This is a genomic window from Aeromonas sp., from assembly GCF_051657805.1.
Lineage (GTDB): Bacteria > Pseudomonadota > Gammaproteobacteria > Enterobacterales > Aeromonadaceae > Aeromonas.
In genome coordinates, this window is sequence record NZ_JBOFLJ010000024.1 from 780,575 (window position 1) to 800,647 (window position 20,073).

Genomic DNA, 20,073 nt, shown 5'->3' on the forward strand with positions numbered 1-20,073 from the left:
GCGTCCATGACAAAATCAAAGCTCAACTGCCGACCCTTCTACGTGCATATCGCCACCCTGTTTATTCTGCTGTTCACCGTGCTGGGGGGCGCCCTCATCCTGCTGCAATATCGGCAGGCCATGCAGCAGGGGCTGGAGCACGAGCGCCAGAGCTTCCTGCAATATCGCGAACAACTGGCGCTGGCCCTCAAGCTGAACGAACGCCCGGCCCGCATGTCCCTGAGCCTGCTGCGCAGCGGACAACTGGCGGCCATGACGGATCTGGAGGCGCGCCTCACCTATCTGCCCCAGCTGGCGGAGGTGCTGGCCAACAGCACCAGCTATGGCGCCATCTATGCGGGCTACGCGAACGGCGACTTTTTTCTGGTGCGCAAGCTGACCCAACGCGCCAGGGAGCGGCTGGAGCAGGCTCCGCCCGCCAGCTATCTGCTGGTGCAGAGCCTGAGCCAGGGCCAGGGGGAGTTCCTCTACTTCGACAAGCGGCTCCATCTGCTCGAGCGGCGGCTGATGCCGGACTACAGCTTCGACCCCCGCAGCCGCGACTGGTACAAGGAGGCCCGCTGGCAGACCGGCATCATAGTGACCCACCCCTACCTCTTCTTCACCACCAGAGAACCCGGCATGACGCTGGCGGTGGAGAGCGACGATCGCCAGGCGGTGATCGGGCTGGATACTGGGGTCGAGGGGCTCTCTGCCCTGATCGGGGGGCTCTCCCTGCCCAGCCACTGCCAGCTGGTGCTGTTCGATGAGATGGGGACCTTGCTGGCAACGGATCCCAAGCAGCTGCCGAGCTTCGATCAGCTGAGCCGCCTGCCCATGCTGTCGGCCCTCAATCACCCCGTGCTGACCCAATTGCAGCAGCAGATAGTCACCCACCCCACCCTGCTGCACGAACAGGGCGAGCAGACCCTCACCCTGACCACGGCGGAGAGACGCGACTGGCTGGTCAACCTCTCCCCCCTCGGGGAGGGCTCCCCCTTCTACATCGCCCTGCTGGTCCCCACGGAGGCGCTGGCGGCGCAGGCCAGGCAGGAGGCGCTGCAGAATCTCATCTGGGCCCTGGCCGGATTGCTGCTCCTGCTGCCCATCATCTGGCTGGTAGCCAGACGCACCGCAGCCCCCCTGCTGGCGCTGACCCGGGAGGCGGAGCGGATCCAGCACTTCGACTTCAGCGGGCGCAAGGAGCCCGACTCCCCCATCCGGGAGATAGACGATCTGGCCCGCACCATGTCGGGGATGCGGCTGACCCTGGGCAACTTCATGAACATGGGACGGGCGCTCTCGGCCGAGCGCCGCTTCGATTCCCTGCTCAACCGCATCCTACACGAGACGGTGGCGGCGGCGCAGGCCGAAGGGGGCTGCCTCTATCTCGCCCAGGAGAAACAGATGACGGCGGTGCAGGCCATCTGGCAACAACAACCTCTCCCCTGCGAGCGAGTCCATTGGCAAGAAGAACTGCTCGGCGGGCTCTATCATACGGAGCGGCTCAGCCACCCCCTGGATGAGGGGCGCTGGCAGCAATACCTGGCGGACTGGGGCCCCTTCCCCGGCCCCCATCAGCTGCTGGCCGAACCCCTCTACAACCACCGCCAGGAGCTGATCGGCTGCCTGCTGCTGATCCTGCCCCAATGCTCCGACTCCGAGCTGGCCTCGCGCATCAGCCTGATCGAGGCGCTGGCGGGCATGTCCGCCTCCGCCATCGAGAACCAGCGCCTGCTGGAGGAGCAGAAACAGCTGCTGGAGGCCTTCATCGAGCTCATCGCCGGCGCCATCGACGCCAAGAGCCCCTACACGGGTGGCCATTGCCAGCGCGTGCCCGAGCTGACCCGCATGCTGACGGAGGCGGCCTGCGCCCAGCAGCAGGGGCCCTTCGCCGCCTTCCACCTGAGCGAGGAGGAGTGGGAAGCCATCCACATCGCGAGCTGGCTGCACGACTGTGGCAAGGTCACCACCCCGGAGTTCGTGGTCGACAAGGCCACCAAGCTGGAGACCCTCTACGACCGCATTCACGAGGTTCGCACCCGCTTCGAGGTGCTCAAGCGCGACGCCTACATCGAGGAGCTGGCCTCCCGTCTACCGCCCCAGGAGCGGCTGGCGAGCCAGAGCGCTGTGGCCCCGCTCTGGTCCACCCTGGATGAAGAGTTCGCCTTCGTCGCCGAATGCAACCTGGGGGGCGAGTGGATGGCACCGGAGAAGCTGGCGCGGCTGAACGCCATAGCCGGTCGAACCTGGCTGCGCACCCTGGATGACAGGCTGGGGGTCAGCCGGGAGGAGCTCAGGCGCCACCCCGATGGCGAAGGCCCGGCCCTGCCCTGCCTCGAGCCCTTGCTGGCGGACAAGCAGGTGCACCTGATTCCCAGGCCCAGACAAGAGAATCTGACCGATCACAATCCCTGGGGCTTCAAGGTCAGGGTGCCCACCCAGCTCTACAACCGGGGGGAACGTTACAACCTCGCCATCACTCGCGGCACCCTCACCGAGGAGGAGCGCTACAAGATCAACGACCACATAGTCCAGACCATCCGCATGCTGGAGCGCCTCCCCTTCCCCCGACACCTTCGCAAGGTACCGGAGATCGCAGGGGGGCATCACGAGCGGATGGACGGTACCGGCTACCCGCGCCAGTTGCAGGGTTCACAGATGAGCATCCCCGCCCGCATCATGGCCATCGCCGATATCTTCGAGGCGCTGACCGCAAGCGATCGCCCCTACAAGTCCGGCAAGACGGTCTCCGAGGCGCTCACCATCATGCTGCGCATGGTGGAGGAGCAACACATAGATCCGCCCCTGTTCGACCTCTTCATCGAGAGCGGCGTCTGGCGCGACTATGCGAAGCGCTTCCTCTCCCCCACCCAGCTGGACGAGGCGCAGTGCCAGACCCTGCTGGCAGGCAGTGGCCGCTCCGCGAACCTGTCGAGTGCATCGTCATAAGGAAAGCGGGTGAAGGACTAACCTTGCGATAAAGGCAGAACCGCCACAGCAGAGCCCCGCTCGCATGACGCCCATAAAAAAACGGCCAACCCGAGTTGACCGTCTTGAATCGCGACAGTGAGCCTTAGAACAGTAGATGGGCCACGCCGGCGATGACCGGCAGCGTCACCAGGGTGCGCAGCAGGAAGATGACGAACAGCTCCCACAGCTTGACCGGGATCTTGCTGCCGAGCAGCAGGGCGCCCACTTCCGACATGTAGATGAGCTGGGTGACCGACATGGCGGCGATCACGAAGCGGGTGATGTCGCTCTCTATGGTGGAGGCCAGCACCGCCGGGATGAACATGTCCGCGAAGCCCACCATGATGGTCTTGGAGGCCGCCTCGGCCTCCGGCAGTTGCAGCAGCTCAAGCAAGGGCACGAAGGGGGCACCCAGCCAGTTGAACACAGGGGTGTGCTCCGCCAGCATCAGGGCGCAGGTGCCGATGGCCATCACAACGGGCAGCACGCCAAACACCATGTCCAGCGCATTCTTCACCCCTTCCCGCACCACGGCGCCGAGGTCCGTCATGCTGTCGGCCTTGGTCAACGCACGCTGGTAGCCATAGCTCAGCACGCTGTGCTGATGGGGGATGGTCTCCTGCTTGCGGCACAGGGGGGTGCCGTCGCTGTAGACATCCTTCTTCCAGGAGAGCGGCGGCAGGCGCGGCACGACGATGGCCGCGACCACACCGGCCAGGCAGACCGTCAGGTAGAAGGGCACGAACATGTGCTCCAGCTTCACCTGGGAGATCACCACCAGGCAGAAGGTGATGGAGACCGCCGAGAAGGTGGTGCCGATGACTGCGGCTTCCCGCTGGGTGTAGAACTTGCCTTCATACTGCTTGCTGGTGAGCAGGATGCCGACGCTGCCATCCCCGAGCCAGGAGGCGAAGCAGTCCACCGCCGAGCGGCCCGGCAGGCGGAACACGGGCCGCATGATGCGGGTCATCATGGTGCCGACGAACTCCAACAGACCGAAGTCCAGCAGCAGGGGCAACAGCAGGCCCGCGAAGATGAATACAGAGAACAGCACCGGCAGCAGATCGTTGAGCACCAGGCCACCGGTCGCCCCGGAGCGCAGCATTTCGGGCCCCACCTCGAAGAAGGTCAGCAGCACGAAGACGCCCCCCAACACCCGCACGCAGGCCCAGAACGGGGAGACGTTGAACAGGCTGTTGAGGAAGGGACGACGGACCAGGATGGCCGGCTTGAACAGCCAGGCGACCAGGGTCAGCAGCATGGTAGTGGTGATGATGGCGCTGACCATGGCCACCAGGTGATCGGCAAATACCGTCTGCACCAGCTTCGCCAGCACGGCGACGGGGATGGTGACGTTACCGTCATAGATGACCGGGGTCATGAACAGCAGGATCCCGATGAGGGACGGGACGAGGAACATCAGCAGGTTGCGGCGGGTACGGATCGCCGGTGCCTGCAGGGTCTTTTCCAACATGATTTACAGCCTTATTGTGACTTTTCCTTCAGCCAGACCGCCTGCATATTCATGCCCTCGCCCGACAAACGGGCGCAAGAATAACCCAAATAAATGCACAAACAAGCTTTTAACGGATCATTTCAAGCATAAATATTTTTACAGGCAAGCCATCCATCAGAACAAACCAAAACAGTCATGCATATTGATTCAACATCAACTAGTTAGCATATTGTTTCAAATAGGTTAAGTTCAGCTGCGCAGTATAAATTGTCACAAACAACAGGCAATAAGCTGCATGGCAAATATATCTATAAGGTGATCCGGTCGAGCTTCCCATAAAAAAACCGGAGCCTGTTGCCAGGCTCCGGTCTCGTCGCGACGGGGTGAGGATCAGTCGCGCACGTAGATGACTTCGACGCCATCGTCGTCTTCGTCATCCCAGTCATCGTCGTCATCCAGGGCGTCGTCGAAGGCCTTGGACGCCGCCAGGGCCTCGGCTTCCGCCTGAGCCAACTGGTTCTTGTGGTAATCGTCCCACTTGAACTCCACCTTCTCGATGGCAGCCTTGGCATCGGCCTCCAGCTGACGGGGCATGGTATCCAGCAGATCCAGGATGTCGTAGCACACCTTCTTGGTGCCTTCCTTGGTGATGGCGGTGATGGCGTAGACGGGCCCTTCGTGGTTCAGGGCGGCCTTCACTCTGTCCATCACCTCCTGAGCCTCTTCTTCCAGGATCAGGTCCATCTTGTTGAACACCAGCCAGCGCGGTTTGCTCGCAAGCTCCGGGCTGTATTTCTCCAGCTCGCGGACTATGGTCACCGCATTGTCGGCAGGATCCGAGCCATCCACCGGGCAGATGTCCACCAGGTGCAGCAACACGCGGCAGCGCTCGAGGTGCTTGAGGAAACGGATCCCGAGGCCGGCGCCCTCGGCGGCGCCCTCGATCAGGCCCGGAATGTCGGCGATGACGAAGGAGCGGGAGTTTTCACCCCGTACCACGCCCAGGTTCGGAACCAGGGTGGTGAAGGGGTAGTCGGCAACCTTGGGGCGAGCCGCGGAGACGGCGCGAATGAAGGTGGACTTGCCGGCGTTGGGCAGACCCAGCATGCCGACGTCGGCCAGCAGCAGCAGCTCCAGCTTCAGGGTCCGCACTTCACCCGGGGTGCCGTTGCTCTTCTGGTAAGGGGCGCGGTTGACCGAGCTCTTGAAACGGGTGTTGCCAAGGCCGTGGAAGCCGCCCTTGGCGACCAGCAGCTTCTGGCCGTGGGTAGTCAGATCCCCCAGCAGCTCGCCGGTGTCTTCATCGCTGGCACGGGTGCCCACCGGCACGCGCAGGGTGCGGTCCTTGCCGCGGCGACCGGTACAGTTGGCACTCTGGCCATTCTCGCCACGCTCGGCGGCGTGGAAACGCTCGAAGCGGTAGTCGATCAGGGTGTTCAGGTTCTCGTCGGCGATCAGATAGACATCGCCACCGTCACCACCGTCACCACCGTCAGGGCCGCCGTTCGGGATGTACTTCTCGCGGCGGAAGCTCACACAACCGTTACCACCGTCACCGGCATCGACTCGAATCTGGACTTCATCAACAAACTTCATAGGTAACCGTCACCTTCAATTCGAAAAACCGATACGCAATTATAGTGGTACAGACCCCTGCGGGCGAGACGCATCTGGCCTGTGGGGCCCGTCTTCGCCAGCACTGCCGCGTGCCGTTTTTTCGTCAAACTCATCAGAAAAACAAAAGCCCCGCCTGTTGGCGGGGCTTTGGATCCTTGCGGTCCGTAATTACTCAGCAACGATGCTGACGTACTTACGATTCTGCGGACCTTTAACTTCGAACAGCACTTTACCGGTCGCAGTTGCGAACAGAGTGTGGTCGGTGCCCAGGCCAACGTTGGTGCCAGGGTGGAACTTGGTGCCACGCTGACGAACGATGATGCTGCCTGCCAGAACTGTTTCGCCGCCGAAACGCTTAACGCCCAGGCGTTTAGCTTCAGAATCGCGACCGTTGCGGGATGAACCGCCAGCTTTTTTGTGTGCCATCTATCGGACTCCTCTAATTAAGCGCTGATGCCAGTGATTTTGACTTCAGTGAACCACTGACGGTGGCCCGCTTGCTTACGGTGGTGCTTACGACGACGGAACTTGACGATAGTCACTTTCTCGCCACGGCCGTGAGCCACAACTTCAGCTACAACCTTGCCACCTTCAACGAAAGGAGCACCTACTTTAAAAGTGTCGCCTGCAGCAACCATCAGCACTTCGTTGAAGTCGATGGTAGCGCCAGTCTCTACGTTCAGCTTTTCCAGACGAACGATTTGACCTTCGGCCACACGGTGTTGTTTTCCGCCGCTTTGGAATACCGCGTACATTTGATTAACTCCGTAAAGGCGTGTCTTTTGCTCGAGGCCAGACACGCGCAAAAACCTATAACAATGGGCGGGCATTCTACGCAGAACGATTTGCCGAGGCAAGGCCATTTTAGCAAAAAGTTTATTTTGTGCGCATATCCCTCGCCGTGAATAAACGCTTAACTGTAACCCATTGTGAAATCGTGTAGAATCCCCGCCATTGCTAAAAACGCAGTAATTGCTGCCGTCACGTTACGAGACTTATGGACCAACAGACTATCCGTGCGCTCTGTGCCGCCGACATGACGGCGGTCAATGAACTGATCCTGGCCCGGCTCCAGTCCGATGTCAGCCTGATCAACCAGCTGGGTTTTTACATTGTCAGTGCAGGCGGAAAACGGATGCGCCCCATGCTGACCGTCATGGCCGCCCGCGCCCTGGGTTATGAGGGTGAAGATCACCTGAAACTGGCCGCCATCATAGAGTTCATTCACACCTCCACCCTGCTGCACGACGACGTGGTCGACGAATCGGACCTGCGCCGCGGCCGGGAGACCGCCAACGCCCTGTATGGCAACGCCGCCAGCGTCCTGGTGGGCGATTATCTCTACAGCCGCTCCTTCCAGATGATGAGCGAACTCTCCAACCTCAAGGTGATGGAGATCCTGTCGGATGCCACCAACACCATCGCCGAGGGGGAAGTGTTGCAGCTGATGAACTGCAACGATCCGGACACCACGGAAGAGAGCTACATGACGGTCATCTACTGCAAGACCGCGAAGCTGTTCGAGGCCGCCACCCGCCTCGCCGCCGTGCTGACCCATCAGCCCGCCGCCATCGAGCAGGCCATGACCGACTACGGCAAGTACCTCGGTACCGCCTTCCAGATCATCGACGATGTGATGGACTACTGCTCCCAGAGCGACGAGATGGGTAAGAACGTCGGCGACGATCTGGCCGAGGGCAAGCCCACCCTGCCGCTGCTGCGGGCAATGGCCGCAGGCTCGCCGGAGGAGCGCCAGCTGGTGCGCGATGCCATCGAACACCGCAACGGCATGGACCACCTGGATCGGATCCTGGCCATCCTGGATCGTACCGGCGCCCTGGAGTACTCACGCCAGAAGGCCCGGGAAGAGGCCGACAAGGCCATCGCAGCGCTGGCCATACTGCCGGACTCAGAGCACAAGCAGGCCCTCGCGGCCCTGGCCGAGATGGCGGTGCAGCGCAGCGCCTGAGCGAAGTCCACATTCAATAAAAAAGAGGCCACGGGCCTCTTTTTTGTTGTCTTGCCATTGCCCGGGGCTCGGCCCGGACTGTTGCACGGTCAGTGGCCCAGCGTCCAGAGGATCACCGCCCCCGTCACCACCAGGCAGCCGCCGATGCGGCGCAACTGCTCCGGCGACTGATCGCTCAACAGCCTCAGCATCCGCTGCCAGGCCTTCGGCATCAACAAGGGGCCCAGCCCCTCGAACAGCAGGAGCAGCCCCAACCCCATCAACACGGATGTCAGCATTCCCTTCTCCCTCTGGACGACCCCGTCAAGACCGGCTCGTCAACCGAAATAAAAAGGGCCTGAATCATCAGGCCCTTGTATGAATTACTCGCCGCTTACTGCTTGTCACCTTGGGGCGACTTGAGGTAGCGGAAGAACTCGCTGTCCGGCTTCAGGACCATGAGGTCATTGCCACCGGTGAAGCTCTTGCGATAGGCCTCCATGCTGCGCACGAAGCTGAAGAACTCGGGGTCCTTCTTGTAGCTGTCGGCGTAGATCTTGGCGGCCTCGGCATCCCCTTCACCACGCAGCTGACGCGCATTACTCTCGGCGTCGGCGATCATGACGGTCACCTTGCGGTCGATGTCGGCGCGCAGGATTTCGGCCTGCTCGCGGCCCTGGGAGCGGTGCTCACGGGCAACGGCAGTCCGCTCGGCACGCATCCGCTGATAGATGGAGCTGGAGACTTCCACCGGCAGGTTGATCTGCTTGATCCGCACATCCACCACCTTGATGCCAAGCTCGGAGGAGCGCGCCATCTTCATCAACGCATCTTCCATCACGGTGCTGCGCTCACCGGAGACGATGTCCTTGATGGTGCGATTACCGATCTCGGAACGCAGACCGTTGTTGATCTTGCGTTTGAGCAGGTCTTCGGCCTGGATCTTGTTGCCACCACCGGTTGCCAGATAGTACTTGGAGAAGTCCTCGATCTTCCACTTCACGTAGGAGTCGATGATGAGGTCCTTCTTCTCGGAGGTCACGAAGCGATCCGCCTGGCCTTCCAGAGTCTGGATACGGGCATCCATCTTGCGAACCTGGTCGATGAGCGGCACCTTGAAGTGCAGGCCCGGCTCATAGAGGCGAGGCTCGCCGGAGTCGACGCGCTTCACCTTGCCGAACTGCACCACTATCCCTTTCTGCCCTTCATCGATGATGAAGACGGAAGAGAAGCAGACCATGGCGGCCACAGCGATGACACCAATAGCTATTTTCTTCATCTATTAGTTTCTCCCTGTGCTGAAACGGTCACCGCCACGCAGCGGGGTCGGAGTAGAGTTGGCGCCCTCGTTGGACGGCTGGGCCGGCTCCACCGCAGGAGTACCCGCCGGACGTGCCGGTTGCACCGCATTCGCCTTGCCAGACAACTTGTCGAGCGGCAGGTAGATCATGCTGTTGTTGCCAGCAGGCATGTCGACCAGCACCTTGTTGGTCTGCTGATACAGCTCTTCCATGGTTTCCAGGTAAATACGATCACGAGTCAACTCGGGCGCGGCCTGGTACTGGGGCAGCAGCTCGTTGAAACGGGCCACTTCACCCTTGGCCTTCAGCACGATCTGGGACTTGTAGCCTTCGGCTTCCTGTTCCAGACGCTTGACCTGGCCACGGGCCTTGGGCTCCACTTCACGGGCATAGGCTTCCGCCTCGCGAATGAAGCGCTGCTCATCTTCCTGGGCGGAGATGGCGTCATCGAAGGCGTCTTTCACCTCTTCCGGCGGACGAGCCGGCAGGAAGTTGACGTCGACGATCTGCAGGCCCATCTGGTAGGGCTCGATGATGCCATCGATCACCTGCCAGGTCTCCTGACGCACCTTCTCACGACCCGTGGTCAGGACGTCGTCCATCTTGGTGTGGCCCACCACGTAGCGCAGGGCGCTGTCGGTGGCCTGGCTCAGACTCTCGTCCGCATTGGTGACGCTGAACAGGTACTGCTCCGGGTCAACCACGCGATACTGCACATCCATCTCGACCCGGACCACGTTCTCGTCCTGGGTCAGCATGAAGCCGGAGGCAGGCAGGGAACGCACGGACTCCACATCCACCGGGATCACCTTGTCGATGAAGGTCGGCTTCCAGCGCAGACCGGGATCCACGTTGTGGGAATACTCCCCGAAGCGCAGCACCACGCCACGCTCGGCCTCGCGAATGGTGTAGAAGCCGCTGACGACCCACACCACCACGGCGACCACCAGGGCGATGGAGAGGCCAAATTTGCCCACATCACCGCCACCCGACTTGCCGCCACCGAACAGGCCACCAAAACGGCGGCTCACCTTGCGCAGCATCTCATCCAGATCAGGGGGTCCCTGATTCTTGCCGTTATTCCCCCAAGGGTCACGGTCTTTGCCGTTGTTACCAGGCTCATTCCAAGCCATCAGCGTCTCCATTAATACATGCGGATGGATATCATCTCTATCGGACATCAATCGACGACGAGGCCACTAGGCGCCCATCTTCATGAACGCATCAATGTCTGATAAAGCGTTGTAAACTCTCACCTTCTTGTTTCATGAGGCGGTTCCAGTCGGCCACTTGCAAGCGTACCTCTAGGACAAAATCCCCCTCCTCGCTGAAACCTTCCTGCTCGATGCCCTTGAGCCGATAGAGCGCACTGCGCAATCTGGCGGCCGAGGGCGGTAACTGCAGGGTGTGATGGACCATGGATCCGGCCAGCAATTCGGTCAGGGCCTGGAACAGGTATTCACTGCCCTCCCCGGTCTGGGCTGACAGCCAGACCCGTACCGGGCGCCCTTCTTCATCCCGCTCCAGACCGGCGGGCCTGTCGGCCAGCTTGTCGATCTTGTTGCAGATCATCAGCTGGGGACGGTCATCCGCCTCGATCTCGGCCAGAACGGTCTGAACCGAATCGACGTTCTCCTGCATCTGTTCATCGGCGCAGTCCACGACGTGCAGCAACAGATCCGCTTCGCGGGTCTCCTGCAGCGTCGCCTTGAAGGCCGCGACCAGATCATGGGGCAAGTGTCGAATAAATCCAACTGTATCCGCCAGAATCACATCACCCACATCCTGGATCACCAATTTACGCAGGGTAGGGTCCAGAGTTGCGAACAATTGGTCGGCAGCATACACGCTGGCATCTGTAAGTTGGTTGAACAAAGTGGACTTTCCGGCGTTCGTATAGCCCACCAGAGAAACCGTCGGCACTTCGTTGCGGTTGCGGGCACGGCGCCCTTGCTCCCGCTGCTTCGCCACCTTGTCGAGCCGACGCAAAATCGCCTTGATGCGTTCCCGCAGCAGGCGTCGGTCTGTTTCAAGCTGGGTTTCGCCAGGGCCACGCAGGCCTATCCCCCCCTTCTGACGTTCAAGGTGGGTCCAGCCGCGGACCAGGCGAGTAGAAAGATGGCGCAATTGGGCCAGTTCGACCTGCAACTTGCCTTCGTGAGTGCGGGCGCGCTGGGCGAAGATATCCAGGATCAGGCCGGTCCTGTCCACCACCCGGCACTGGAACAGACGCTCCAGGTTTCGCTCCTGGGCGGGGGTCAGGGCATGGTTGAAGATGACCACGTCGGCGCCGTGCATCTGCACCTGATCCGCGATCTCTTCCGCCTTGCCACTGCCGACAAAAAACTTGGCACTGGGCGCACTGCGACTGGTGGTGATCACCCCCAGCGCATTGACGCCAGCAGAGCTCACCAACATCTTGAGCTCTTCCAGATCTTCCCGCTCACCCTCATCACTGAAGTTGACATGTACCAGAACGGCCTGTTCACCAGCTTCATAACGGTCAAACAAGCGCTTGCTCCTTAACAGTTTTCACGATGAATCCGAGTTGGCGAGTCTGCTCGCCGCCAGCTATCACGCCTCGGCTTCACCCTGCTCTTCACCGGCGGCGCCCGGGGCGTGCTGGTGATGGTTGACGGCGCGGGCCGGCACCACGGTAGAAATGGCGTGCTTGTAAACCATCTGGCTCACGGTGTTTTTCAGCAAAATGACAAACTGGTCAAACGATTCGATCTGACCCTGCAGTTTGATGCCGTTGACCAAATAGATAGAAACAGGAATCCGCTCACGGCGCAGCGCATTCAAAAACGGGTCTTGGAGAGATTGCCCCTTAGCCATCTTTCTTTTCCTTATAGTTTGTTGTTTTTAAAACACCGGATATCAATATAACAACCTGATTATACAGGGAGTGTCAAGCCGCACCAGCACGGGCGACGACCCTTGCCAGATTGCCAGACTCACCAGATTCCAACCAGGTCAAATCAGACCAGCCGCGCAACCAGGTCATCTGACGCTTGGCCAATTGGCGGGTGGCCACGATGCCACGATAACGCATCTCATCATATCCGACTTCCCCCGCCAGATGGTCCCACATTTGGCGGTAGCCAACGCAGCGGATGGAAGGCAGATCCGGGGTGAGATCCCCCCGTTCATAGAGCGCCCTGACCTCTTGCTCGAACCCGCCCTGCAGCATCTTGTCAAAGCGCTGCTCGATACGCTGGTGCAGCACGGCGCGATCGGAGGGCGCGATGGCAAACTGGTGCACCCGATAGGGCAGCCCCTCCCCCTGAACCTGGGTCAGCTCGGTCAGCGTCTTGCCACTGATGCGATAGACCTCCAGTGCCCGGCTGAGCCGCTGCGGATCGTTCGGGTGGATGCGGGCTCCCGCCACCGGGTCGATGCGCACCAGCTCGTCGTGCAGCGCCTGCCAGCCGAGACGGGAGGCCTCTTCCTCTATCCCGGCCCGGATGGTGGGGTCGGCAGGCGGCAGGGGGGAAAGCCCCTCCAGCAGCGCCTTGAAATAGAGCATGGTGCCCCCCACCAGCAGCGGGATACGACCCCGCCCGGCGATATCACTCATCTCCCGCAGGGCATCGCGGCAAAAGTCCGCCGCGGAATAGCTCAAGGCCGGATCCAGGATGTCGATCAGCCGGTGCGGCGCCTGCGCCAGCTCGGCTGGGGTCGGCTTGGCGGTGCCTATGTCCATGCCACGATAGATGAGCGCGGAGTCCACGCTGATGATGTCGCAGGGCAGCGCCTGGCACAGTTCGATGGCGAGATCCGTCTTGCCGGAGGCCGTCGGCCCCATCAAAAAAATTGCAGTCGGCAACTCAGCCACGTTTATCATCCTCTGGCACCGGGTATAGGTCGCAAGGGACAACCCCGAGGTTGTTCACTGCCCTTGGCCGGCCGGTGCAAATTCTGCCAGCACGGTCGCCAGCGAGAGCGGACGCACCATGCGAGGGTCTGCCAGTTGGTCACTGAAATCGGATACAAGTTCCGTCAGCAATCGACTGGCCGTTGAAAAATCATATATTTTTTCGGCGCTTATGCCCTGCTCCACCAGCCATTGGCATACTACCTGAGCCTGCTGGTCTCCATCACTGTCAGATCCGCTCTCGATCAACTGCAGCAATTCGGGTAAGAGGCGCACCAGATCGGTCTGGCGCAACAGGGCCGGCACCCGAGTCAGGATCATGGTGTCGCGCCCGCCGCTTTTCAACTCCAACCCCACCCGTTTGAGCAGACGTTCTTGCTGCTCCACCAGGGCGATCAGGTTTTTCGGCAGCTTGAAGGAGACCGGCAACAGCAGCGGCTGGGCCGCCAGCCCCTGACCCCAGGCATCCAGCAACCAGTGGCGCAGCAGCAGGCGCTCCGCCCGCACCAGGGAGAGCAGGGCCAGCTGACCCTGACGCTCCATCAGCAGATAGGCCTGCTCCACCAGGGTCAGGGCGCGATAACCCCCGGTGTCCATGGCCTTGCCCCCTTGCCCCTGGGCGGGAGCCGGCTCCTCGGCCGCGATGGGCAAGGTGGTGAGCAGGGCTCCCATGCCCCGCATGGCCTCAGCGCGAGGCGGCTCGGGGGGTTGATAGCCACCGGCCCTCACCGCGCCTCCTTCACTCACCGATCTTGGCTGTGACGGAGCCGGGGCCCGGTAGCTGTGCTCGGCACCGTACCACTCCGGGCGCGGGGCCTGGCCGGGATAGTCTATTGGTGGCGCAGAGGGCAGATCGACCTGACTGCTGGCAAGGGGGGCATCCACAGGATCGGCTGCCACCGCCTCCCGGTGCAGCGCACCGAACAGGGCCTGGAAGATGAAGTCGTGAATGAGGCGGGCCTGATGGAAGCGTACCTCGTGCTTGGCGGGGTGTACGTTCACGTCCACCTGGCGCGGATCCAGCTCGATGTAGAGCACATAGGCGGCGAAGCGATCCGGGGGCAGCAGCTCGTCATAGGCCTGGCGGATGGCGTGATTGATGAGCTTGTCGCGCATCATGCGGCCGTTGACATAGGTGTATTGCAGGTCGTTCTGGGGTCTGGCACCGGCCGGGGTAGCCAGCCAGCCCCAGAGCCGCACGTCGCTGTGTTCGCTCTCCACCGCCAGGGCGTGATGCATGAAGGGGGTGCCGCAGACGGCGGCGAGACGCCGCTCCTGCTCTTGCACCGTATTGGCAGCCTTGTACTGGCGCACCACCTTGCCGTTGTGGCGCAGGATCAGGGTGGCATCGAAGCGGGAGAGCGCGATGCGGCGCACCAGCTCGTCGATGTGGGCGAACTCGGTCTTCTCGCTGCGCATGAACTTGCGCCGGGCCGGGGTGTTGAAGAAGAGATCCACCACCTCCACTGTCGTGCCCACCGGATGGGCCGCCGGCTTGATGGTGACGTTCATCTCGCGCCCCTCCGCCGCTGCCTGCCAGGCCTCGCTCTGCTCGGCGGTGCGGGAGGTCAGGGTCAGGCGGGAGACGGAGCTGATGGAGGCGAGCGCCTCCCCGCGAAAGCCGAGGCTGTTGATCCCCTCCAGATCGTCCAAGGTCGCCACCTTGGAGGTGGCGTGGCGGGACAGGGCCAGCACCAACTCGTCCTTGGCCACGCCGCTACCGTTGTCACGGATGCGGATGAGCTTGGCGCCCCCCTTGTCGATGTCTATTTCGATCCGGTCCGCCCCCGCGTCCAGGCTGTTCTCCACCAGCTCCTTCACCACGGAGGAGGGGCGTTCCACCACCTCGCCGGCGGCGATCTGGTTCGCCAGTATGGGGGGCAATATACGGATCGGCATCGCTGACTCCTGAGTTCTTTGGTATCGCCTGGGGATGAGGGTCTGGCCCGCCGGAGGATTTGCCCGAACTGGGCCAGCGACCCCGCACCTTGACTACGGGATGGCCCCCAGTGCCGCCCCGCGGGAGGCGGGGCGACCATCCGCAGCCCTGGGCGGGTGGCCCTTATCCCCGACGCTTAGGATCTGGGGATATAGAGCACCTGCCCGATCTGGATATCCCGCGACTTCAGCTTGTTGATCTCCACCAGCCGCGCCTGGCTCACCCCGTGTTTCTCGGCGAGGCGGGAGAGGCTCTGGCCGCGGGTGACCACGTGGCGGATCATCTGCGACTTGTCGTTGCTCTGGGTGCTGCTCACCGGCCTGCTCGGCTCCTGGGCCGCCACCTTGTAGGGCTTGATCACTCCGGCGCCCGAGGCGCTGCCCACGCTGCTGACCGGGGCCCCGCCGTCACTGCTGCGGCTGGTCGCCGGCATGCGGTTGACCACCTGCTGCTGGGGTGCGGCCACCGCCTGTTTCTGTACCGGCTGGCTGGCCACCACGGCCTTCTGTCCCTTGCCGGTCAGCATGGGGCCCTTGGTCGGGTGGCTGCGGTAATAGGTGCGGATCCCCTCGAAGATGGCGCGGGCCAGCTGATCCTGATAGCTGGCGGTGGCCAGCAGCTTCTCTTCCGCGTGGTTGGAGATGAAGCCGGTTTCCACCAGCACGGAGGGGATGTCGGGGGCCTTCAGCACCGCCAGGCTGGCGTGCTCCGGGGCCTTCTTGTGCAGCCGGGCCACCTTGCCCATGGAGCGCAGGATCTGGCGGCTCACCTCGTAACCCTCGGCCCTGGACTTGTCCATGGAGAGGTCGAGGAAGGTCTGCGCCAGATAGGGGTTGGGATCGGATTCGGCCAACACCTTGCCGACGCCCCCCAGCAGTTCACCCTGCTTCTCCTGCTTCTCCAGCCAGCTGCCCATCTCGCGGTTCGCGCGGTTGGTCGACAGCACCCAGACGGAGGCGCCACGCGGGGTGGAGTTGTGGAAGCTGTCCGCATGCACCGACACCAGCAGGTCTGCCTTGGCCTTGCGGGCGATCTCGGAGCGCTTGTTCAGGTCGACGAAGTAGTCGCCGCGGCGGGTCATCACGGAACGCATGCCGGGTTCACGGTCGATCAGGGCCGCCAGCTTCTGGGAGACCGAGAGGGTCACCCTCTTCTCGTAGGTGCGGCGCGGGCCGATGGATCCCGGGTCTTCCCCGCCGTGGCCGGGGTCGATGGCGATGACGATGGGCTTGCCGTGGCCTCCCACCGGGCTGGACTGGGCGGCGGCGGCGGCCCCCTTCTCTTCATAGGGCAGATCGATGACCAGACGGTGGCCATAGGGGCCGGCCGGGGCCAGCGGGAACACCACCGGCTTGATGGCCGAGCTGAGATCCAGCACCAGCCGCATGCTGCCCTTGTCGACCGGCGTGCTTTCCCGGATCTTGCGCACCAGCTCGCTGTTGTTCTCGATGCGCGCCAGATTGGCGGCGTTGCTCGCCCCTTTCAGGTCGATCACCAAGCGGCTCGGGCCGGACAGGGTGAAGTAGTTGAAATTGGGGGCGCTGCTCATGTCGAGCACCACCCGGGTGTTGTCCGGCGATGGCCATACCCGCACACTCTTGAGCTGATTCGCATAAGAGGGCAGGGCCAGCAGGGAAAGCATTACGACAAGGATCAAGCGCACTGAGATGACAACCGTTCCAGAATGGCTTCGCCAATAGCAGTGCGGGCCACTATCCGGGCCTCACGCTGCTCGTTTACATACGTCAGGGTAATCTCGAGATCGGGTGCGGGCAGCCAGCCCTCCCCTTTTTCCGGCCACTCCACCAGGCAGAGGGTATCGGCACCGAAATAGTCCCGGATGCCCATGAACTCCAGCTCTTCCGGATCCGCCAGTCGATAGAGATCGAAGTGATAGACCTGCCAGTTGGCCAGTTCATAGGGTTCCACCAGGGTATAGGTCGGACTCTTAACCTTGCCTTGATGGCCGAGCCCTTGCACCCAGCCGCGGGTCAGGGTGGTCTTGCCGGCCCCGAGGGCGCCGTGCAGAAATACCGTGGTCGCCTGCTGGCACGCCTGTGCCAGGCGTCCACCCAGTGCCACCGTTGCTGCCTCATCCGGCAGTGTCATCATCAACTGTTTTGCCATGCTCTTCTTATAACTTGTTACTGTGTCGGATTGACCAGACGGCGGATCCAGGGCAGCAGATCCGATGCCAGCATGCCTCGCTCCCCGTCGGCCGCAGCCAGATCAGCGGCCTCGCCATGGATGGCGACCCCCAGCCAGGTCGCCATGGAGGCGGACCAGCCCTGGGCCAGGAGGGCGGCGATTATACCAGATAACAGATCCCCCATGCCGCCACTGGCCATACCGGGGTTGCCCTCGCTGCAAAGCACGATGTGCCGCCCATCGCTGATGAGTGACCCCGCCCCCTTGAGCACCACCACACCGCCATAGCGTTGCTGCAGCAGGGTGACGGCGGCGAAGCGATCCGCCTCGACCTCGGCGACGGCGCAACCCAGCAAGCGGGCCGCCTCCCCCGGGTGGGGCGTAAGCACCCAATTATCCTGATGACGGGGCCCCTGCGCCAGCCAATTCAATCCATCGGCATCCAATACCAGGGTGCCGGGGGCCTTCATCTCGCGCTCGAACTGGGCGCGGGCCCACTCATCCCGCCCGAGCCCGGGGCCCAGCACCCGCACCCCGGCCCAGCCAGCATAGTCCCCGCCTGACCCCATCAGCTCGGGTTGCACCAGGCTGGCGGGAGGCAGGCTCGGGTGCTGGCAGAGCCGCACCAGCCCGGCCCCCGCCCGCAGGCAGGCCTGGCCCGCCAGCAGTATGGCACCCTGCATGCCGAGATTGCCCCCCACCAGCAGCACCCGGCCGTTATCCCCCTTGTGGGCCGAGCGCGGGCGCGGTGACAGGCAGGAAAGGAGTACAGGGTAATCGACGCGCCAGGCGGCGGGGGAGATCTCATCCGGCGGGGTGACCCCCAGGGGGTCGCAGTCGAGCCGACCGACGCCGTCCACCCCATCACCGGTCAGCATCCCCTGCTTGATGCCGATGAAGGTGAGGGTACGGGTGGCGCGCACCATGGCCCCCATGGCGCGGCCGGTGTCGCCGTTGAGGCCAGAGGGGAGATCCACCGCCAGCACGGGGGCCAACAACCCATTGATGGTTGCGACGATCTTTGTCATGGAAGGGGTCAGCGGTATATGGACACCGGTGCCGAGCAGTGCATCCACCACCAGATCCGGCGCAGGGAGCAGGCCGGGATCGACCTCATCGGCCAGCACCACGGCACCACCGGCCCCCAGCCAGGCCTCGGCGGCTCGCCTCGCGTCCCCCTTGAGCCATTCGGGGGCTCGCGCAGCTATGACTATGGGGTCGAGGCCGACCCGCCGGGCGAGACGGGCCAGCACATAGCCATCGCCGCCGTTGTTGCCCGGGCCGACGAAGATCCACCAGTGGCGGCTCTGGGGCCAATGGTGGCGGGCATAGTTGCACAAGGCGCCACCGGCCCGCTCCATCAGCTCATAGGTATCACCCCCCTCGGTCTCGGCCCAGCGCCGTTCCAGCAGACGGATCTGCTCGGTGCGCCACAGGGGCTGTGCTAGACTGAGGCCTTCATCTTTGCTGATAACACCTTCGATAACCTGCACCATGACGGCTCCCCACCCCCATCATCCAGCAATCCGGCCTTGCACCGGGCCCATGCCGCGGCCTTGGCCGACGCCCTGTGCGTCCCCCCTGCTTTCGTCTGCATGGCAGAGGACAAGCGGCGCAGCATGACGGCAGCCGAACTCCATCAGCTGGCCCAAGATATCAAGCTCTGGGCACGCGAGCTAGGATTTGACCAGGCCGGGATCACCGACACCGATCTCAGGATCGAGGAGCCCAGACTGCAGGCCTGGCTGGATGCGGGCTATCACGGCAGCATGGACTACATGGAGCGACACGGCATGATGCGCGCCCGCCCCCATGAACTGCTGCCCGGCACTCAGCGGGTGCTGTCGGTGCGCATGAACTACCTCCCCTTCGAGGCCGGCTTTGCCAGCACCCTGCGGGATCCCACCCTGGGTTACATCAGCCGTTACGCCCTCGGGCGCGACTACCACAAGGTGCTGCGCAATCGCCTCAAGCAGCTGGGGGAGCGCATCGAGCAGCGCTGCCGGGCACTCGCCCTGGCCGCAGGCCTGCCGCTCGATGAAACGCTGGGCTGGCGCCCCTTCGTCGACTCGGCCCCCGTGCTTGAGCGGCCCCTCGCCGCCAAGGCGGGGCTCGGCTGGGTGGGCAAGCACTCGCTGCTGCTCAACGAATCGGCGGGTTCCTTCTTCTTCCTCGGGGAGCTGCTCATCAGCCTGCCGCTGCCTTTGGACGCGCCGGTGGAGAAGGAGCAGTGCGGCAAGTGTGTGGCCTGCATCAACATCTGCCCGACCGGGGCCATAGTCGCGCCCTATGTGGTGGACGGGCGGCGCTGCATCTCCTATCTCACCATAGAGAACGACGGCCCCATCCCCGAGGAGTTTCGGCCCCTCATGGGCAACCGCATCTATGGTTGCGACGACTGCCAGCTCATCTGCCCCTGGAATCGCTATGCGGATGCGAGCCCGGAGGAGGACTTCAAGGCGCGCCCCAACCTGCATCGCCCTCCCCTGCTCGAGCTGTGGCGCTGGGCCGAGAGCGATTTTCTCAAGCACACCGAGGGCAGTCCCATCCGCCGCATCGGCTATCGGCGCTGGCGCCGCAACCTGGCGGTGGCGCTGGGCAACGGCCCCGCCAGCCCCGAGGTGGAGGCGGCGCTGCAACAGGCGCTGGAGAGCGCCGACCCCATGGTGGCGGAGCACATCGACTGGGCGCTGGCGACCCTGACCAGGCGCCGGCAGGATGAGAACCGCAAGACGAAGTTGCTGATCCGCTGCATCGAAAAAGGATTGCCAGATCACGCCTGAGTGATCAAACCCTTGCCTGATGTCAGCCATTTTTTCATGCTCTGCCGAGTTT

General features: G+C 62.9%; 17 protein-coding genes. 3 read left to right on the plus strand and 14 right to left on the minus strand.

The annotated features are described in order from the left end of the window. Positions 1-6 precede the first annotated feature (6 nt). On the plus strand, positions 7-2,931 hold the full coding sequence (locus ACRCYW_RS12620) for an HD domain-containing phosphohydrolase (protein WP_438550426.1): 2,925 nt from the start codon (positions 7-9) through the stop codon (positions 2,929-2,931). A gap of 124 nt (positions 2,932-3,055) precedes the next feature. Here ACRCYW_RS12620 and ACRCYW_RS12625 read toward each other — a convergent pair whose 3' ends face one another. The 4 genes from ACRCYW_RS12625 to rplU all read right to left on the minus strand — a co-directional run bounded on the left by ACRCYW_RS12625 (position 3,056) and on the right by rplU (position 6,780). Further along, positions 3,056-4,426: a YjiH family protein gene (locus ACRCYW_RS12625; RefSeq protein WP_438550427.1), complete on the minus strand. Its 1,371-nt coding sequence runs from the start codon at positions 4,424-4,426 to the stop codon at positions 3,056-3,058. Between the two features lie 372 nt (positions 4,427-4,798). Beyond that, complete coding sequence (cgtA, locus tag ACRCYW_RS12630; protein WP_434665914.1) at positions 4,799-6,004, minus strand: Obg family GTPase CgtA; 1,206 nt, start codon at positions 6,002-6,004, stop codon at positions 4,799-4,801. 189 nt (positions 6,005-6,193) lie between these two features. After that, positions 6,194-6,451 (minus strand): 50S ribosomal protein L27, encoded by a 258-nt coding sequence (gene rpmA / locus ACRCYW_RS12635; protein WP_005911261.1) that lies wholly within the window; start codon positions 6,449-6,451, stop codon positions 6,194-6,196. Between the two features lie 17 nt (positions 6,452-6,468). Continuing rightward, on the minus strand, positions 6,469-6,780 hold the full coding sequence (gene rplU / locus ACRCYW_RS12640) for a 50S ribosomal protein L21 (protein WP_005304210.1): 312 nt from the start codon (positions 6,778-6,780) through the stop codon (positions 6,469-6,471). Between the two features lie 242 nt (positions 6,781-7,022). Between rplU and ispB the strand changes: the two genes are divergently transcribed. Continuing rightward, on the plus strand, positions 7,023-7,994 hold the full coding sequence (gene ispB / locus ACRCYW_RS12645) for an octaprenyl diphosphate synthase (protein WP_438550428.1): 972 nt from the start codon (positions 7,023-7,025) through the stop codon (positions 7,992-7,994). A gap of 89 nt (positions 7,995-8,083) precedes the next feature. Here the strand turns inward: ispB and ACRCYW_RS12650 are convergent, their stop codons facing one another. The 10 genes from ACRCYW_RS12650 to ACRCYW_RS12695 all read right to left on the minus strand — a co-directional run bounded on the left by ACRCYW_RS12650 (position 8,084) and on the right by ACRCYW_RS12695 (position 18,734). Then, entirely contained in the window at positions 8,084-8,272 is a 189-nt protein-coding gene (locus tag ACRCYW_RS12650) for a DUF2065 domain-containing protein (RefSeq protein WP_438550429.1), read from the minus strand. Between the two features lie 95 nt (positions 8,273-8,367). Beyond that, entirely contained in the window at positions 8,368-9,252 is an 885-nt protein-coding gene (hflC, locus tag ACRCYW_RS12655; RefSeq protein WP_438550430.1) for a protease modulator HflC, read from the minus strand. A 3-nt stretch (positions 9,253-9,255) separates the two neighbouring features. Beyond that, positions 9,256-10,407: an FtsH protease activity modulator HflK gene (gene hflK, locus ACRCYW_RS12660; RefSeq protein ID WP_438550431.1), complete on the minus strand. Its 1,152-nt coding sequence runs from the start codon at positions 10,405-10,407 to the stop codon at positions 9,256-9,258. A gap of 91 nt (positions 10,408-10,498) precedes the next feature. After that, positions 10,499-11,785 (minus strand): ribosome rescue GTPase HflX, encoded by a 1,287-nt coding sequence (hflX, locus tag ACRCYW_RS12665; protein WP_438550432.1) that lies wholly within the window; start codon positions 11,783-11,785, stop codon positions 10,499-10,501. A gap of 63 nt (positions 11,786-11,848) precedes the next feature. Continuing rightward, positions 11,849-12,112, minus strand: coding sequence for an RNA chaperone Hfq (gene hfq, locus ACRCYW_RS12670; RefSeq protein ID WP_011704864.1), 264 nt, complete (start codon positions 12,110-12,112; stop codon positions 11,849-11,851). A gap of 73 nt (positions 12,113-12,185) precedes the next feature. Then, a complete protein-coding gene (miaA, locus tag ACRCYW_RS12675) occupies positions 12,186-13,121 on the minus strand; it encodes a tRNA (adenosine(37)-N6)-dimethylallyltransferase MiaA (RefSeq protein ID WP_438550433.1) in 936 nt (311 codons plus the stop codon). 45 nt (positions 13,122-13,166) lie between these two features. Next, the gene (mutL, locus tag ACRCYW_RS12680; protein WP_438550434.1) at positions 13,167-15,050 is read right to left on the minus strand and encodes a DNA mismatch repair endonuclease MutL; all 1,884 of its coding nucleotides are present in this window, start codon (positions 15,048-15,050) and stop codon (positions 13,167-13,169) included. A 176-nt stretch (positions 15,051-15,226) separates the two neighbouring features. Beyond that, entirely contained in the window at positions 15,227-16,753 is a 1,527-nt protein-coding gene (locus ACRCYW_RS12685; RefSeq protein ID WP_438550435.1) for an N-acetylmuramoyl-L-alanine amidase, read from the minus strand. After that, the gene (gene tsaE / locus ACRCYW_RS12690) at positions 16,744-17,217 is read right to left on the minus strand and encodes a tRNA (adenosine(37)-N6)-threonylcarbamoyltransferase complex ATPase subunit type 1 TsaE (RefSeq protein WP_438550436.1); all 474 of its coding nucleotides are present in this window, start codon (positions 17,215-17,217) and stop codon (positions 16,744-16,746) included. The genes ACRCYW_RS12685 and tsaE overlap by 10 nt, the downstream gene beginning before the upstream one ends. A 17-nt stretch (positions 17,218-17,234) precedes the next feature. Continuing rightward, a complete protein-coding gene (locus ACRCYW_RS12695; protein WP_438550437.1) occupies positions 17,235-18,734 on the minus strand; it encodes an NAD(P)H-hydrate dehydratase in 1,500 nt (499 codons plus the stop codon). 123 nt (positions 18,735-18,857) lie between these two features. On the opposite strand from ACRCYW_RS12695, the gene queG reads away from it, so the two are divergent. Continuing rightward, positions 18,858-20,021: a tRNA epoxyqueuosine(34) reductase QueG gene (gene queG, locus ACRCYW_RS12700; RefSeq protein ID WP_438550438.1), complete on the plus strand. Its 1,164-nt coding sequence runs from the start codon at positions 18,858-18,860 to the stop codon at positions 20,019-20,021. Positions 20,022-20,073 lie beyond the last annotated feature (52 nt).